We start from the raw sequence: 16546 nt of genomic DNA, 5'->3' as shown, positions 1-16546 counted from the left end.
CGCCGTGGGCGTCAGCTGCAGGGCAAGGAGTGGAGTGTTCGATGCTGGGAAAAGTGAACCATGTGGCGATTGCGGTCCCGGACCTTTCGGCCGCAGTCGAAAGCTATCGCTCCACCCTCGGTGCATCGGTCACGGAACCGCAGGCCCTGCCTGAACACGGCGTGACCGTCGTCTTCGTGACGCTGCCCAACACCAAGGTCGAATTGCTCGAGCCGCTCGGCGAGGGATCGCCGATCTCCGCCTTCCTCGAGAAAAACCCGGCCGGCGGCATGCACCACATCTGCTATGAGGTGGAAGACATCATCGCCGCGCGCGACCGGCTGAGGCAGGCAGGTGCCCGTATCCTCGGCGACGGCAATCCGAAGATCGGCGCGCATGGCAAGCCGGTCCTGTTTCTTCACCCCAAGGACTTTCAGGGCACCTTGATCGAGCTCGAAGAGGTGTGACAGTCGGGCGCGGGGAAGAGGTTTGCGGCATCGGCCGCTCGGCGTTATAAGGCAGGCGAACGCTCCAACTCCTGAAGCTGTGCACTTCCGCACGGAAATCCGCTACCCGCTTTTCGTGGAAGTGCTCCAGAGATTTTCGATGTCCGTCTTTTCGACCTTCGCAATCTATTTCATCATCTGGTGGATCACGCTCTTCGTCGTGCTGCCGCTGGGGGTGCGCACGCAGGCCGAGGAGAACGATGTCGTCCCCGGAACCGTCGAGAGTGCTCCTGCACGCTTCCGCGCCTTGAGGGTCGTGCTGCTCACGACGGTGATCGCCGCGGTCATCCATCTCGGCTGGTACGTCCTTTCCGTGAAGCTCGGCTACGACATCGACGCCATTCCGCGCTTCGCGCCGAAATTCTACTGAGCGATTGCGGTGGCGACGGAACCGGCATCGCGAGCAAGCAGCATGACACCGGGCAAAGCCTCAGATTGAGAGCGGGCGCCGCCACCGCGGCCTCGGCCCTAATCCGCGGCATGCTCCGGCTGATCTCGTGGGCTAGACTGATAAGACGCGCGGCGCGCTGTGGGAACCTCGGAGGACTGCAATTTCTCCTCTTCCTCATCTCTGTGCTTGTCACAGAGATCCAGCAGCGCCGCGTCTGCGGCGCGGGGAATGTTCTTTCAGCCCAAGGACTTGGTCTGGCTGGATCCCTGTGACAAGCACAGGGATGAGGAGATCAAACAAGCCGCGGCGGAATCCCGATCTCAACAGGCCTTAGAGTGCTGTATTTTGAACTTTGGTGGGGGCTTGAGTGTGGATTCTGGGGTCAAGTCTGCGTCAAGCCCAAGCATGACGGCGAAAGAGGGGTGGCGGGGCTGCCGAGGCATTTCGTTCGAGGGGTTCCGGGGCGCCGACCGGGCGGGCCCAGCCCTTGACAGCCAACAAAAAGACACTGTTCAGCTGCTTCGCCGTAATCTGTGAGTTGAAAAAACCAAAAAAAAACAAGGCCAAAGCCTTGTTTTTAAGTGTCGCGTGATCTTTAATCCGTTTCCGGCGGCAGCGAACAAGCGCGCCTAAGATCTTATCCTCCCAAGACTTGACCGCGAATTTCGGCAAGAATTTGGTCTTCCTGCCTGTTTTGTGAGCCGAAATTAGCTCAAACCTTGGGCGCTGTCATCTGCTTTTTTTGCATTTTTGCTACAGTCGGGTAAAATTTTTCCGTTGACACCAACTGTCTTCGTCCTGTTACTAGCGTGCTCTTTTGCCGCAGGGCGGGCCTGGTGTTTCTTATCCGGGATATGTGTCGATGCAGCGTCCCGCCACCCCCTACGGCAGGGTTCCCTTCCGTGCGCGAAGCGGCTATGAACGCTGAACTCGAAGGTTCCCGTCGATGCGTCGCCGGGAAAATCAAGAGCCCTGTTAGAATGGCAACAGCTGCCTACCCTGATCTCAGGCGAAGGGGCGGCCGAAGCACAACGTCATTTTGCCTGAATCCGTCGATAGTGCGAATTCACCAGTTCTGGAACCTGTCATGCGCCTGTCCCGCTTTTTCATGCCCATCTTGAAGGAAAATCCGAAGGAAGCGGAAATCGTTTCCCATCGACTGATGCTGAGGACGGGCATGGTCCGCCAGCAGTCCGCCGGCATCTACACATGGCTGCCGCTCGGCAAGCGCGTGCTGGACAAGGTCAATGCGATCATTCGCGAGGAGCAGAACCGTTCCGGCGCCATCGAACTGCTGATGCCGACGCTGCAATCGGCGGAGCTCTGGCAGGAGAGCGGGCGCTATGACGCCTATGGCAAGGAGATGCTGCGCATCAAGGACCGGCAGGACCGGCCGATGCTCTACGGGCCGACGAACGAGGAGATGATCACCGACATCTTCCGCTCCTACGTCAAGTCCTACCGCAATCTGCCGCTGAACCTCTATCATATCCAGCTGAAGTTCCGCGACGAAATCCGCCCGCGCTTCGGCACCATGCGCTCGCGCGAGTTTCTGATGAAGGACGCCTATTCGTTCGATCTCGACCGGGCAGGGGCGGAGCACGCCTATAACAAGATGTTCGCCGCCTATCTGCGCACCTTCGACCGGATGGGGCTGCGCGCCATACCGATGCGTGCCGACACGGGTCCCATTGGCGGAAACCTGAGCCATGAGTTCATCATCCTTGCCGACACCGGCGAGTCCGAGGTGTTCTGCCACAAGGACTTTCTCGGCTTCGACATTCCGGGCGAGGATACGAATTTCGACGACGTCGCCGGCCTGAAGACGATCTTCGACAAATGGACGTCGCGTTATGCGGCGACCTCGGAAATGCATGACGAGGCCGCCTTCGGCGCCATCGCCGAAGGCGAGCGCCTGTCCGCGCGCGGTATCGAGGTGGGTCACATCTTCTATTTCGGCACCAAATATTCCGAGGCGATGGGTGCGAAGGTGCTCGGGCCGGACGGCAAGGAACACACCGTGCATATGGGCTCCTACGGCATCGGTCCGACCCGCCTGGTGCCGGCGATCATCGAAGCTTCGCATGACGACAACGGCATCATCTGGCCGAAGGGCATCGCCCCGTTCGACGTCGTCGTCATCAACATGAAAACGGGCGATGACGCTTGCGATGCGGCTTGCGGCAGGGTCTACTCCGATCTCGGCAAGGCTGGATTCGATGTTCTTCTTGACGACACCGACGAGCGCGCCGGCGGGAAGTTCGCGACCGCCGACCTCATCGGCGTGCCGGTGCAGGTGATCGTCGGACCGCGTTCGATCGCGAACGGCGAAGTCGAAGTGAAGGACCGCAAGACCGGCGCGCGGGAGACGATGACCGTCGAAGCGGCGATCAACAAACTGGTCGCGGCGAGATAACAGAGACGAAGGGATCGATGATGACCGCGGCGACGGATGAGCAAGTGCAAGCTGCCGCTCCATCCAGCATATCTTCCAGCCGTCCCTTCTCCGCCTTCGAGCGTATGGTCGCCTGGCGCTACCTGCGTTCGCGGCGGAAGGAAGCGTTCATCTCGGTCATCGCCGGCTTCTCCTTCATCGGGATCATGCTTGGGGTGGGAACGCTGATCATCGTCATGGCGGTGATGAACGGCTTCCGAACCGAGCTCATTTCACGCATTCTCGGCATGAACGGCCATATGATCGTCCAGCCCCTGGACGGCCCGCTCACCAATTATGCCGATCTTGCCACCAGATTCTCCGCCGTTCCGGGCGTGACCATGGCCATTCCGATCGTCGAGGGCCAGGTTCTCGCGCAAGGCCTGGGCGATGCGTCGACGGGTGCGCTCGTTCGCGGGATACGCGCCGACGACCTCACCAAGCTGAAGTCGATCTCCGAGCATATTCAGTCCGGCGACCTCGTCGGCTTCGCGTCGGGCAGCGGGGTCGCCATCGGCTCGCGCATGGCCGAGCAACTGGGCATCCGGGTCGGCGGGACGATCACGCTCACCTCGCCGAACGGCGACGTGACGCCGATGGGCATGAATCCGAGGGTCAAGGCCTATACCGTCTCGGCCATCTTCGAGATGGGCATGTCGGAATACGACGCGACCATCATCTTCATGCCGCTCGAGGAAGCGCAGCTCTATTTCAACGCCGAAGGCCTCGTTCAGTCGATCGAGATATTCGCCGAGCATCCGGACGCGGTCGACGAGCTTCGCAAGCCGGTGGAGGACGCCGCCGGCCGGCAGATATTCATTACCGACTGGCGCGAACGCAACAGGACATTCTTTTCCGCGCTCGAGGTGGAACGGAACGTAATGTTCATGATCCTGACGCTGATCGTGCTGGTCGCGGCGCTGAACATCATCTCCGGGCTGATCATGCTGGTGAAGGACAAGGGCAGCGATATCGCGATCCTCAGGACGATGGGCGCGACCTCCGGTTCGGTGATGCGCATCTTCTTCATGACCGGCGCCGCAATCGGCGTTACGGGAACCATCGCCGGCGTCGCCCTCGGGGTGGTCGTCTGCCTCAACATCGAGTCGATCCGCCAGTTCTTCTCCTGGGTGTCCGGCGCCACGCTCTTCGATCCGGAGCTCTATTTCCTCAGCCAGCTTCCGGCCGACATGAATGCCGACGAGACCGTCACCGTCGTCGTCATGGCGCTTGCGCTTTCCTTCCTTGCCACGATCTTCCCGGCCTGGCGCGCCTCGCGCCTCGATCCGGTGCAGGCCCTGCGGTACGAATAACAAGGACAACAGCTTAAATGAATGCGCGCGTGGCACTGCAGCTCTCCGGCATCGAGCGGCATTATGGCGAGGGCGACACGTTTCTGCCGATCCTCAAGGGAGCCGACCTGACGTTGCGAAGCGGCGAGACAGTCGCCCTCGTGGCACCGTCCGGTACCGGAAAGTCGACATTGCTTCATATCGCCGGGCTGCTCGAACACCCGGATGAGGGCGAGGTGCTCGTGAACGGCACCTCATGCAACGGCCTCAGCGACGACCGGCGAACGGCAATCCGCCGCAACGAGATCGGCTTCGTCTATCAGTTCCACCATCTCCTGCCGGAATTCTCGGCGCTGGAGAACATCATGATGCCGCAACTGATCGCCGGATTGCCCAAGGCCGAGGCGGCGGAGCGGGCATCGGCCCTTCTGGACTATATGCGCATCGGCCATCGCGGCAGCCACCGCCCGACCGAGCTTTCCGGCGGCGAGCAGCAGCGCGTCGCCATCGCCAGGGCGGTCGCCAATGCGCCGCTCATCCTTTTGGCGGACGAGCCGACCGGCAACCTCGACCCCGAGACGGCCGGCTATGTATTCGAGGCGCTGGAAGCCCTGGCGCGCCAGTCCGGGCTCGCGGCGCTGATCGCCACCCACAATCACGAACTCGCTTCGCTCATGGATCGCCGCGTGACGATCGAGGACGGCAAGGTGGTCGAACTGAAATAGTCCGGCCGCCGCCGCGCGTATTCAGCTCCGACCTCGCTCGAGGCGCGGTCACCGCTTGGCGCTCCTTGCATGTTCCGTTCGAGGCGTGTCGCTCCTCGGAACGCATGCGCGAATGGGGGCCGTCGGTGCACATTAACCATAGCCACTGAATAGCGGGGTCTTCCATGCAGACTTCCTTGACTATCGAACAGAAATAGAACAAAAAGGGAACACTAGCGGAAAGGAGACAAGTTATGGCTGATTTCGTACGTGATCTTGCTGCCTTCGCCTCGATGAGCCTTTTCATCGTGAGCATCTCGGTAATCGCTCTCGGCCTGTGACCGGGATTTATCCAGCGTGCTCCGCGTCCTGTCGAACGCGCAGTAAACACCATACGCCGGGCAAAAACCCCGGCGGCCCGTCCTTGAGACTGGACAGTTGGGACGGGAAACAGGATATCCTCGACGCCGGACAAGAATCGGAGTGCGGCGATGACAGGCAACCAGGGTATCGGGCAGGGTATCGGGCACGGCACAGGGGCTGCGGCCGATCCGCAGTTCGTTCACCTGCGGGTGCATTCCGCCTATTCGTTGCTGGAAGGCGCCTTGCCGCTGAAGAAGATCATCGGCAAGGCGGTCGCCGACGATCAGCCGGCGATCGGCATCGCCGACACCAATAATCTCTTCGCGGCACTCGAATTCTCGCAGAAGGCGGCCGACGACGGATTGCAGCCGATCATCGGCTGCCAGCTCTCGATCGATATGGAAGACGAGGCGGAAGGCGAGCGGCGCGGACACGCCCATCAGTTCGTCAAACTTCCCGCGATCGTGCTGATCGCGGCGACCGAGGACGGTTACGCCCGCCTCGTCGAGCTCGTGAGCCGCGCCTATCTCGAAGGCGAGGGTCACCAGCAAACGCGAATAAGCCGCTCCTGGCTTGCGGCTGGCGGCACGACCGGCCTGATCGCGCTCACCGGTGCGGGAGCCGGCCCGGTCGACATGGCGCTGAAGTCGGGTTCGCCGGCTCTGGCCGAGGCACGCCTGCAAGCCTTGATCGAGCTTTTCGGCGATCGCCTCTATGTCGAACTGCAGCGGCACGGGAATTACGACCGGCGTCACGAGAACCGCATGATCGATCTCGCCTATCGGCTCGACGTTCCGCTCGTCGCCACCAACGAGGCGTTTTTCCCGTCGCCGTCCGACTATGATGCCCACGATGCGCTGATGGCCGTCGCCCACAATGCGATGGTGTCCGACGACAGCCGCTTCCGTCTGACCCCGGACCATTATTTGAAGAGCCGCAAGGAGATGGCGGCGCTCTTTGCGGATCTGCCCGAGGCCTTGGAGAACACGATCGAGGTGGCGCGGCGGTGCTCCTTCATGTTGAAGACCCGCGGACCGATCCTGCCGCGCTTTACCGGCGCTTCGGATGATCCGGAGGAGGCTGAACGCGCGGAGGTAGCGGAACTGCGCCGGCAGGCGGAGGAGGGGCTGGAGGAACGCCTTGCCAAGCTCGGCATGGCGCCCGGCTACAAGGAAGAGGACTATCGGGAGCGGCTGGCCTTCGAACTCGGCGTCATCCAGCGGATGAAGTTTCCGGGCTACTTCCTCATCGTTGCGGACTTCATCAAATGGGCCAAGCAGCATGACATTCCGGTCGGGCCGGGCCGCGGCTCGGGTGCCGGCTCGCTGGTCGCCTATGCCCTGACGATCACCGATGTCGATCCGATGCGCTTCTCGCTGCTTTTTGAGCGCTTCCTCAATCCCGAGCGCGTGTCGATGCCCGACTTCGATATCGATTTCTGCCAGGACCGGCGCGAGGAGGTCATCCGCTACGTGCAGCAGAAATACGGCCGCGAGCAGGTGGCGCAGATCATCACCTTCGGATCGCTGCAGGCGCGTGCAGCACTGCGCGACGTCGGCCGCGTGCTGGAAATGCCCTATGGCCAGGTCGACAAGATCTGCAAGCTGGTGCCGAACAATCCCGCCAACCCGACGCCGCTTTCCAAGGCGATCGAGGAGGAACCGCGCCTGCAGGAAGAGGCGGAGAAGGAGCCGGTCGTTGCCCGTCTCCTCGACATTGCCCAGAAGATCGAGGGGCTTTACCGCCACGCCTCGACGCACGCGGCCGGCATCGTCATCGGCGACAGGCCGCTCTCGCAGCTCGTGCCGATGTACCGCGATCCGCGCTCCGACATGCCGGTCACCCAGTTCAACATGAAATGGGTCGAGCAGGCGGGTCTCGTGAAGTTCGACTTCCTTGGCCTGAAGACGCTGACCGTTCTGAAGACCGCCGTCGACTTCGTCGGCAAGCGCGGCATCCATATCGACCTTGCAAGCATTCCGCTCGACGATCCGAAGACCTACGAGACCCTTTCGCGCGGCGAGACGGTCGGCGTGTTCCAGGTGGAAAGCGCCGGCATGCGCAAGGCGCTGATCGGCATGCGCCCGGACTGCATCGAGGACATCATCGCGCTTGTGGCGCTCTATCGCCCGGGTCCGATGGAGAACATCCCGGTCTACAACGCCCGCAAGCACGGCGAGGAGGAGATCGAATCGATCCATCCGAAGATCGATTACCTGCTCAAGGAGACGCAGGGCGTCATCGTATACCAGGAGCAGGTGATGCAGATCGCTCAGGTGCTCTCGGGCTATTCGCTCGGCGAGGCCGACCTCCTGCGCCGCGCCATGGGCAAGAAGATCAAGGCGGAGATGGACAAGCAACGCGCCCGCTTCGTCGATGGCGCCGTCAAGAATGGCGTCTCGAAGCCGCAGGCCGACCTGATCTTCGACCTTCTCGCCAAGTTCGCCAATTACGGCTTCAACAAGTCGCATGCCGCCGCCTACGCCATCGTCTCCTACCAGACCGCCTACATGAAGGCGCATTATCCGGTCGAGTTCCTCGCAGCGTCGATGACGCTCGACATGTCGAACACGGACAAGATCAACGATTTCCGTCAGGACGCGATGCGCCTCGGCATTCAGGTGGTCGCGCCGTCCGTGCAGACCTCCCACCGCCACTTCGAAACCGGCGACAACCGCATCTATTACTCGCTCGCCGCCCTAAAGGGCGTCGGCGAGTCTGCCGTCGACCACATCGTCGCCGTGCGTGGCGATCGACCCTTCGCAAGTCTCGAAGACTTCTGCCTGAGGATCGATCCGAAGCTCTTGAACCGACGTGTTTTCGAAAGTCTGATCGCCGCCGGTGCTTTCGACTGCTTCGGCTACGACCGGGCGGAGCTCATCGGCGGGCTCGATCGCATCCTCGGTTTCGCGCAGCGCGCCCAGGAAAACAAGGTGAGCGGCCAGAGCGACATGTTCGGCGCGGGGGCCGCGACGGGGCCCGAGAAGATAGCGCTCCCGCCCTATACGCCGTGGCTCGCCTCGGAGAAGCTGCATCGCGAGTTCCAGGTCTTGGGCTTCTATCTCTCCGCCCATCCGCTCGACACCTACAATAATCTGCTCGCGAAGATGCGCGTGCAGACATTTACGGATTTCTCGGCAGCCGTGAAAAAGGGAGCGGCGGCGGGCCGCCTCGCCGGTACGGTGACGTCGAAGCAGGAACGCAAGACGCGCACCGGCAACAAGATGGGGATCGTCGCCTTCTCGGACGCGTCAGGCCAGTTCGAGGCCGTGCTCTTCTCCGAAATGCTGAACCAGTATCGCGATCTTCTGGAGCCCGGCAAATCGCTGGTGATGACGGTCGATGCGGAGGAGCGGCCGGAAGGGATCGGCCTTCGTATCCGAACCCTGCGTTCGCTCGAGGAGGAATCGCTGCAGATGCAGAAGGCCTTGCGCGTCTATGTGCGCGACTGCGGACCGCTGCGCTCCATCGCCTCGCATCTGAACGCCAGGGGGGACGGCCTGGTTTCCTTTATCGTCATCAAGGACAACGGACAGCGGGAGATCGAAGTCGAGCTCAACGAGAAATACCGGATCTCACCCGAGATCGCCGCCGCCCTTCGCTCCGCTCCCGGGGTGGTGGACGTCGAGCTGGTTTAAGGTCTGTTCTCTGTGCTTGTCACAGAGATGCAGCAGCGTCGCGTCTGCGGCGCGGGGAAGAGTTCTTCCAGCCCAAGGACTTGGTCTGGCTGGATTCCTGTGACGAGCACAGGAATGAGGAGATCAAATAAGCCGCGGCGGGTATCCCGAATCTCAACAGCCCTTAAATCACTCCGTCGAAAAGCGGGCGCTTGCCGCTTGTCCCTTCGCCCCGCTTGCGGGGAGAAGGTCCCGGCAGGGGGATGAGGGGCAAACCAGGGTGCGGAAATCACCCCATTCCTCACCCGCGCCGCTCCCTCGTCACGGTGATGAAATCCGTTCCCTTGCCGGTCTCTAGCCCCGATTCGGTATCGGTGATCGAGAGGGACGAGCCGTTTGCAAGGAGGCCGGCGAGGCGCTCGCGAACGTCTTTGGGTACGGTGATGCGGCTCAGCGTTCGCTCCAGCGTGCCGGGCTCGCCTTCCGCTGTGATGCCAAGTCGCTTCTTGGTCGTTTTCGGCAGCTTGTTCTCGAGCGACATGCCGAACCACTTGCCCTGTCCGGTGTTCGTGTCGAGATCCTGGAACTGCAGTAAATGTGTTCCGAGCGCCGTTTCCGGTTCTGCGATGGCGACCTCGGTCTCGAAAAGCGGCTGGAATTGCCGGCGCACCCGCAATACGCCATTCAGCGGTGCGCTGCGGCCCGCCTTGCGAAAGACGGCTTCGATCAGCTCCGGCGTTACCTTGCCTTCGACGGGCAGAGCTTCGGCCCTCTGGAACGCTTCGATTGCGGCGGCCGTCGCCGGACCGCTGAAGCCATCCGGCAGGCCTGCATCGTAGCCGAGCGTATTGAGGAGCGTCTGGAGGTCGCGCACGCTCTCTTGCGTACCGCGCCGGGTAATCAGAATGCGTATCGGGACCTTCTCCTCGTCGGATGCGACGGGCGAGGGGCGTTTGTCGGTCATGGCGACTTCAACTGCGCTCTGGTTGAACTCCCCGATCGCCGGCCGCAGGGGGACGTCCGACAGGGCAGGTCCCTGCGGTCGCGACTCGCTTGGCTGGAAAAGCATTTCGCTCGCGACCTCGACAGGGGCGATCTGCCGATCCGATATGACCACATGCATGCCGTAGCCCGTCATCTTGAACAGGCTCGCCGCGAATTTGCTCGGCAGCCGCACGCAACCGTGCGAAGCCGGATAATCCGGTACATGGTTTGAGCCGTGCAGCGCAATGCCGGACCAGGTAAGCCGCTGCATGAACGGCATCGGCGCATTCGAATAGATGTTCGACTCGTGACGTCGGCGCTTCTCCAGGATCGAGAAAATGCCCGTCGGCGTTGCGTGCCCGGCCTTTCCTGTGGACACTTTCGACGTGGCGACCACAGTGTCGCCGTCATAGACGACGAGGGACTGCTGATCCCTCGATACGACGACCTGCAACGGCGTCTTGGCGCCGGCCGCAAGCGCGGGCGGCGACGCCATGACGAAAACCGCGAATCCCATCCGGAGAGCGAAACGCAACACCTACCCTCGTTCAGACAGTGGCGGCACCGCAAGGCGGAGCCGTGGAAGCAGGCTACCGTTCAATCTTTAAGGAATTGCCCCATACGATGCGGGAGCCGTCCGGTCGTACAACCGTGACGGCTATTGTCAGCGCCGCCCCTTGCCGAATGTGTAGCCGGTCTCGACGCTTGTCTTTCCGAACTTATCGCGCAGCCTGTTGATCGCGTCCTCGGCGGCGGCACGCCGGGAGGCCTGCGGATCGACAAGATCCGGCGGATCGGCGAGATCGGGATCGACCAGATCACTGACACCGATGCCGATCAGCCGGTATTTCGTCCCGTCTACCTCCTTCTCGAGCAGCTGCAGGCCGGTGCGGAAGATGCGGTCGGCCAGGCGGGTGGGGCTTTCCAACCGGCGGTTGCGCGTTCGGGTCTTGAAGTCCGCGGTCTTGAGCTTCAGCACCACCGTCTGCCCTGCCAGCGCGGATTTTCGCAATCGGAATGCCACTTGTTCGCTGAGGCCCCTCAGATGCGCTACGAGGTCCTCCTGGCGCGCCAGGTCGTCGTTGAAGGTCGTCTCGGAGGAGACGCTCTTCGCTTCTCCGTCGATCTCCACGGACCTTTCGTCCAGGCCGCGCGAAAGCCGGTAGAGCCGCCGGCCCATCGTGCCGTAGCGGCGCATGAGGTCCGCCTCTTCCATCGTCTGGAGCTGCCCGATCGCGCGGATTCCGTCCCTTTCGAGCGTGGCGGCGAAGGCCTTGCCGACGCCCCAGATGAGGGTAACGGGCTTGGCTTTCAGGAAGTCGACGGCTTCGGCCTGGCCGATGACCGAAAAGCCGCGGGGCTTCTGAAGGTCCGAGGCGACCTTGGCCAGGAATTTGCAGTAGGAAAGCCCGACGGAAACGGTGATGCCGATTTCCTGCTCTACACGCTTGGCGAAGCGGGCAAGCGTTCGGGCGGGCGGATCGTGGTGAAGCCGCTCGGTGCCGCTCAGATCGAGAAAGGCCTCGTCTATCGACAGCGGCTGCACGAGAGGCGTCAGCTCCTGCATCATCGCTCTGACCTCGCGCCCGACGCGCACATATTTCTCCATGTCGGGCTTGATCACCACGGCCTGCGGGCAGGCTTCGAGGGCTTTGAACATAGGCATGGCGGAGCGCACGCCATGGATGCGGGCAATGTAACAGGCCGTGGAGACGACGCCACGCTTACCGCCGCCGATGATCACGGGCTTGTCGGCGAGCTCCGGATTGTCGCGCTTCTCGACCGAGGCATAGAAGGCATCGCAGTCGATATGCGCGAGGGTCAACCGGTAGAGTTCGGAGTGCCGGAGGAGCCGCGGACTGCCGCAGGCGAGACACCGCCGTGAATGGGCGGCTTGCTCCTTGAGGCAATCACGGCAGAAGCCGGAGGGTGGGGCGGCGCTGTCGATCATATCCGGAACAAATGTTGAACGCGGCGACTTTACGCTCTACGCTGCTGAGTCTCAAGGCGGCGGCTGGAGGCTGTTTTGGATATCGCTGTTAAGTTTGAGATGGTGCCGGCCGATCGCCGGCCGGACTTCGGGGCACTGTTTGGTCGTCAGGGCGCATTCGGCGTCGGGCGGTGTACCGCGCCGCGCACATCGCGTATCGGCACCATTCAGTCCTCGAAGTCACGTGGGCCGGAGAGGACATGGTGCGCCCGGACGACCTCTTCCGGCGAGGTTTGCGTTTCGTTGCAGAAGGCCATCAGCGTCGGTTCGTGCTCCATCAGGAACGCAACGAGTCCGCCCATGAAGCCCGGCTCGCCGATGGCGCTGCGCAGGGAGGCGGGATCGGTGCCGGTAAGCGCCAGAAAGCGCGACATCAGCTCAGGCTCGTTCGCGAGCCAGGTGAGGATGGCGATCGCCGTATCGTCAGCGTTCTTCATGATATGCGCTCTCTTCTCGTTTGGCGGCCGCAATTACCTATTTTTCAACCAAATCGCGCTAGCCTGGCGATCGACGAAATGGGTCGAGTCGCCGTTGTTGCAACTTAAATCTCTCCCGGAGACTTGCAAGGCGGCGGCAGACAGCAAGGGATCGACATGCCCAAACAGGTAATGATTGTTGAGGATAACGAGCTGAATATGAAGCTCTTCCGCGACCTGATTGAGGCTTCGGGCTACGCGACGATCCAGACGCGCAACGGCATGGAAGCCCTGGAACTCGCGCGCAAGCATCGTCCCGACCTGATTCTGATGGACATCCAATTGCCGGAGGTCTCCGGCCTCGAGGTCACGAAATGGCTCAAGGAAGATGATGAGCTTCACGTGATTCCGGTCATTGCCGTAACCGCTTTTGCCATGAAGGGCGACGAGGAACGCATCCGCCAAGGGGGATGCGAGGCCTATGTCTCCAAGCCGATTTCCGTTCCAAAATTCATTGAGACGATCAAAACATACCTGGGCGATGCCTGACTGCCGGAAAGATCGATATGACTGCGCGCATCCTCGTCGTTGATGACGTACCAGCCAATGTGAAGCTCCTGGAAGCGCGGCTCGTGGCCGAATATTTCGACGTGCTTACGGCCGGGGACGGGCACGCCGCATTGGCGACATGCGAAAAGACGCCGGTGGATCTCGTCCTGCTCGATATCATGATGCCGGGGATGGACGGTTTCGAGGTCTGCGAAAGACTGAAGGCGAACAGCCGGACCGCGCATATTCCGGTCGTGATGATAACGGCGCTCGATCAGCCGTCCGATCGTGTGCGCGGGCTGAAGGCCGGCGCCGACGACTTCCTGACCAAGCCCGTGAACGATCTGCAGCTCATGTCGCGCGTGAAAAGCCTCGTACGCCTGAAGAACGTCAGCGACGAGCTGCGTCTCAGAGCCCAGACGGCGCAAACGATCGGGCTGCAGGAACTGGCCCGTGTCGATCGGCCGGACGAGCCCGGCAGCGTGCTACTGGTCGATGGCCGCGCTTCTTCACAGGAACGGCTCACCCGTGCCCTGAAGCCGATCGCCGATGTCGCCGTCATATCGGACCCGCAGGCCGCTCTGTTCGAGGCCGCCGAAAGCAGTTTCGACCTGATCATCGTCAACGCGAATTTCGACGATTACGATCCCTTGCGTCTGTGTTCGCAATTGCGCTCGCTCGAGCGGACCCGCTTCATTCCGATCCTGCTGGTAACCGAGCAAGGAAACGATGAGAGAATCGTCCGCGCACTCGAACTGGGCGTGACGGACTACATCATGCGACCCGTCGATCCGAACGAACTTGTCGCCCGCTCCCTCACGCAGATCCGGCGCAAGCATTGCAACGATCGCCTGCGCGCAAGTGTCCAGCAGACGATCGAATTGGCCGTGACCGATGATCTCACCGGCCTCCACAACAGGCGTTATCTGGAAAACCACCTGAAGCTGCTGATCGATCGCGCGACCACAAGGGGGCGTCCGCTGTCGATCTGCATCACGGATATCGATCGCTTCAAGCGTGTGAACGACACTCACGGCCATGATGCCGGTGACGATGTACTGCGCGAATTTGCCAACCGTGTTCGCGCCACGGTGCGCGGCGCGGATCTTGCCTGCCGTTTCGGCGGGGAGGAGTTCGTGATCGTCATGCCGGATACGACGCCCGAAATGGCTGCAATCGTTGCGGAGAGGCTTCGACTGGCGGTCGAGAGCCGTGGCTTCGACATTCCGCAGGCCGCGACGGTCCTGAACGTAACGGCGTCGCTCGGCATTGCAACCCTGAGGCCGCATGGCGATACGGCCGAGGCTTTGCTGAAGCGGGCCGACATGGCGCTCTATCAGGCGAAGAACGGCGGACGGAACCGGGTTGTCGCTGCCGCTGCGTGATCCGCCGCACATGCTGAGCTTTTCAGGGCCTCGCGCCCGGGTTCTTCCAGGTTGCGTTCTTCTTCAAGTGGCTCGTGCCGGGGTAAGCACATCCGCAGGCGACACTGTCCGATTCTGAAACAGAATTAACCAAACGCCGAGCAACCCCTCTTCGGCGATTAAGAATGCATTGATTTTTTTTTAGTTTCAGGCAATGCTGATAAGCGAGGAAGGAAACTTCCACAGCATTCGGTTACCCCATGATGCTCAGGTCCGCCGCATCTCCTGGGTCGTGGGGTCGGTCGGCTGGCCTCGGATTTGCGGATTCCTCGTGCTGCAACCGGACCAGTCGACCCCCATTCGAAACGCCGCTTCGAAAGAGGCGGCGTTTTCGTCTTGTCCGTCCGTTTCGGGTTCAAGCGCCGGAAAAGCGCAAAGAACGGAAAAGCGCAAAGAAAAAGCGCCGGCCCTGCGGGCGGCGCTCCTCGATCGAAGAAAGCGGCGATCTTACTTGATCTTGGCTTCCTTGAATTCGACGTGCTTCTTCGCGACCGGATCGTATTTCGTCTTCGTCATCTTGTCCGTCATCGTGCGGCTGTTCTTGGTGGTGACGTAGAAGTAACCGGTGTCGGCCGTCGACAGCAGCTTGATCTTGATGGTGGTAGCTTTCGCCATGGTCGTCCTGCCTTTATGAAAAATTGAAAGCCGTGGACAACCGATTGCGGGCCACGGTCAAGTTGCCGCGAAACTACAAATCACGACCGAAAAGTCAAGGCCGTTTTGGTTTCAAAACGATGCGGACCAGGGAAAGTACGACATAAAGCCCGAAGAAGCCGGCGATTGCCCAGGCAAAGCCGTCATTGCCGGTCACGTCCATGGCCGCCCCGATCACCTGCGGACCCGCTACCGTGCCGACGGCGTAGGAGAACACGAAGGCGGCGTTGGCGGCCGCAAGATCCGCTCCCTGAAGACGGGAACCGAGGTGGCTGAGGCCGACCGTATAGAGACCGGAGACGCATCCGCCCCAGAACAGAAGAACAAGCGCCATCAGGAACCAGTTTTCAACCAGCATAGGCAGGAACAGGGCGCCTACGAGCCCGATCAGGGTCAGCGCCGACAGGATCGTACGGCGGTCCTTCACGCGGTCGGAAAGCATGCCGAGGGGGATCTGGAAGATGAAATTGCCGACGCCCATGACCGTCAGCAGCAGCGCTGCCTGCGATTCGCTGAAACCCGCGCGGGTCCCGAAGATTGGAAACAGGGAAAGCCCGCCATATTCCACTGCGCCGAAGATAAAGACGGCGGCCGTCGCGGTCGGCACCAGGAAGACATAACGCATGAAATGGCGTTTCGGCTTTTCGTCCAGAACCGGGCTTTCATTGCGCGCGAGGAAGATGGGAATCGCGGAAAGCAGGATGACGCCCGCGCCGACGGCGAAGGGCAGGAAGCCTTCGCTGCCCAGGATGGAGAAGAGCAGGGGACCGCTCGCGAAGCCGAGCGAGAGTACCGTGCCGTAGATCCCGAGCACGAAGCCGCGCCTGTTGGGAGGCGCGGTGGCGTTGATCCAGAACTCCGAAAGGATGAAGAGGACGGTGATTGCGCCGTGAAAGACGATGCGCAGGGGAAACCAGAGCCAGAAATTCGTGAGATAGTAGAAACCGAGCGAGCTCGCGGCCGCAAACATTATTGCCAGCAGCATGGTCGGAGCGACGCCGTGACGATGGGCGAATTTCATCGTGAACGGGGCGGCGGCCATCGATGCGAGGCCGGCCATTGCCGCATTCAGCCCGTTCAGCGTGGGCGCGATGCCGCGCTTTTCCATGATGACGCTGAGCAGCGGGAGCCCCAGGCCGATCGCGATGCCGACGGCAGTGATCGACGCGAGCGCGGCGATCAATGAAGGCCAGTGGATTTCGTCAACCGGTCCTGACGTACCGGGCGGCGGCTTCGACATGCG

Annotated in this window: 14 protein-coding genes; 8 read left to right on the top strand and 6 right to left on the bottom strand. The window is 61.7% G+C overall.

Features of this window, described 5'->3' with window-relative positions; all coding sequences use genetic code 11:
• The first annotated feature begins 41 nt into the window (after nt 1-41).
• Both mce and M1D34_RS09190 read left to right on the top strand, forming a co-directional pair.
• Nucleotides 42-446, top strand: a complete 405-nt coding sequence (gene mce, locus M1D34_RS09195; RefSeq protein WP_498778774.1) for a methylmalonyl-CoA epimerase — start codon at nt 42-44, stop codon at nt 444-446.
• A 139-nt stretch (nt 447-585) separates the two neighbouring features.
• On the top strand, nt 586-855 hold the full coding sequence (locus tag M1D34_RS09190) for a DUF1467 family protein (protein ID WP_013844284.1): 270 nt from the start codon (nt 586-588) through the stop codon (nt 853-855).
• Nucleotides 856-1269: 414 nt separating this feature from the next.
• Here M1D34_RS09190 and M1D34_RS09185 read toward each other — a convergent pair whose 3' ends face one another.
• Nucleotides 1270-1548: a hypothetical protein gene (locus tag M1D34_RS09185; RefSeq protein WP_498778771.1), complete on the bottom strand. Its 279-nt coding sequence runs from the start codon at nt 1546-1548 to the stop codon at nt 1270-1272.
• Nucleotides 1549-1963: 415 nt separating this feature from the next.
• Here M1D34_RS09185 and proS point away from each other — a divergent pair, with 415 nt between their 5' ends.
• From proS to dnaE, 4 genes are all read left to right on the top strand, one after another.
• Complete coding sequence (gene proS / locus M1D34_RS09180) at nt 1964-3292, top strand: proline--tRNA ligase (protein WP_028010317.1); 1329 nt, start codon at nt 1964-1966, stop codon at nt 3290-3292.
• Nucleotides 3293-3309: 17 nt separating this feature from the next.
• Nucleotides 3310-4623 (top strand): lipoprotein-releasing ABC transporter permease subunit, encoded by a 1314-nt coding sequence (locus M1D34_RS09175; RefSeq protein ID WP_003531874.1) that lies wholly within the window; start codon nt 3310-3312, stop codon nt 4621-4623.
• 17 nt (nt 4624-4640) lie between these two features.
• Nucleotides 4641-5327 carry an ABC transporter ATP-binding protein gene (locus tag M1D34_RS09170; protein WP_010969157.1) on the top strand — a complete coding sequence of 229 codons (687 nt, stop codon included), beginning with the start codon at nt 4641-4643 and terminating at the stop codon, nt 5325-5327.
• Between the two features lie 470 nt (nt 5328-5797).
• A complete protein-coding gene (gene dnaE / locus M1D34_RS09165; RefSeq protein ID WP_498778769.1) occupies nt 5798-9307 on the top strand; it encodes a DNA polymerase III subunit alpha in 3510 nt (1169 codons plus the stop codon).
• Between the two features lie 280 nt (nt 9308-9587).
• On the opposite strand, the gene M1D34_RS09160 is transcribed toward dnaE, so the two are convergent.
• From M1D34_RS09160 to M1D34_RS09150, 3 genes are all read right to left on the bottom strand, one after another.
• Nucleotides 9588-10805, bottom strand: coding sequence for a L,D-transpeptidase family protein (locus M1D34_RS09160; RefSeq protein ID WP_498778767.1), 1218 nt, complete (start codon nt 10803-10805; stop codon nt 9588-9590).
• A gap of 129 nt (nt 10806-10934) precedes the next feature.
• Entirely contained in the window at nt 10935-12221 is a 1287-nt protein-coding gene (locus M1D34_RS09155; RefSeq protein ID WP_498778765.1) for a DNA polymerase IV, read from the bottom strand.
• Between the two features lie 206 nt (nt 12222-12427).
• Entirely contained in the window at nt 12428-12697 is a 270-nt protein-coding gene (locus M1D34_RS09150; protein WP_003537643.1) for a DUF3572 domain-containing protein, read from the bottom strand.
• 156 nt (nt 12698-12853) lie between these two features.
• Between M1D34_RS09150 and M1D34_RS09145 the strand changes: the two genes are divergently transcribed.
• Nucleotides 12854-13225: a response regulator gene (locus M1D34_RS09145; protein WP_003537642.1), complete on the top strand. Its 372-nt coding sequence runs from the start codon at nt 12854-12856 to the stop codon at nt 13223-13225.
• A gap of 17 nt (nt 13226-13242) precedes the next feature.
• Nucleotides 13243-14610, top strand: coding sequence for a PleD family two-component system response regulator (locus M1D34_RS09140; RefSeq protein WP_498778763.1), 1368 nt, complete (start codon nt 13243-13245; stop codon nt 14608-14610).
• A gap of 486 nt (nt 14611-15096) precedes the next feature.
• Here the strand turns inward: M1D34_RS09140 and rpmG are convergent, their stop codons facing one another.
• Together rpmG and M1D34_RS09130 are read right to left on the bottom strand one after the other, a co-directional pair.
• Nucleotides 15097-15264, bottom strand: a complete 168-nt coding sequence (rpmG, locus tag M1D34_RS09135; RefSeq protein WP_003537640.1) for a 50S ribosomal protein L33 — start codon at nt 15262-15264, stop codon at nt 15097-15099.
• 94 nt (nt 15265-15358) lie between these two features.
• Nucleotides 15359-16543 (bottom strand): MFS transporter, encoded by a 1185-nt coding sequence (locus M1D34_RS09130; protein WP_028011295.1) that lies wholly within the window; start codon nt 16541-16543, stop codon nt 15359-15361.
• Between the last annotated feature and the right edge of the window lie 3 nt (nt 16544-16546).

The sequence above is a fragment of the Ensifer sp. D2-11 genome (assembly GCF_054161295.1).
This window is presented reverse-complemented; position numbering and strand designations above follow the sequence as displayed.

Excerpts from the sequence above, each read along its gene's own strand:
- mce (WP_498778774.1), top strand. The coding sequence starts at position 42 with ATGCTGGGAAAAGTGAACCATGTGGCGATTGCGGTCCCGGACCTTTCG.
- M1D34_RS09190 (WP_013844284.1), top strand. The coding sequence starts at position 586 with ATGTCCGTCTTTTCGACCTTCGCAATCTATTTCATCATCTGGTGGATC.
- proS (WP_028010317.1), top strand. The coding sequence starts at position 1,964 with ATGCGCCTGTCCCGCTTTTTCATGCCCATCTTGAAGGAAAATCCGAAG.
- M1D34_RS09175 (WP_003531874.1), top strand. The coding sequence starts at position 3,310 with ATGATGACCGCGGCGACGGATGAGCAAGTGCAAGCTGCCGCTCCATCC.
- M1D34_RS09170 (WP_010969157.1), top strand. The coding sequence starts at position 4,641 with ATGAATGCGCGCGTGGCACTGCAGCTCTCCGGCATCGAGCGGCATTAT.
- dnaE (WP_498778769.1), top strand. The coding sequence starts at position 5,798 with ATGACAGGCAACCAGGGTATCGGGCAGGGTATCGGGCACGGCACAGGG.
- M1D34_RS09155 (WP_498778765.1), bottom strand. The coding sequence starts at position 12,221 with ATGATCGACAGCGCCGCCCCACCCTCCGGCTTCTGCCGTGATTGCCTC.
- M1D34_RS09150 (WP_003537643.1), bottom strand. The coding sequence starts at position 12,697 with ATGAAGAACGCTGACGATACGGCGATCGCCATCCTCACCTGGCTCGCG.
- M1D34_RS09145 (WP_003537642.1), top strand. The coding sequence starts at position 12,854 with ATGCCCAAACAGGTAATGATTGTTGAGGATAACGAGCTGAATATGAAG.
- M1D34_RS09140 (WP_498778763.1), top strand. The coding sequence starts at position 13,243 with ATGACTGCGCGCATCCTCGTCGTTGATGACGTACCAGCCAATGTGAAG.
- rpmG (WP_003537640.1), bottom strand. The coding sequence starts at position 15,264 with ATGGCGAAAGCTACCACCATCAAGATCAAGCTGCTGTCGACGGCCGAC.
- M1D34_RS09130 (WP_028011295.1), bottom strand. The coding sequence starts at position 16,543 with ATGTCGAAGCCGCCGCCCGGTACGTCAGGACCGGTTGACGAAATCCAC.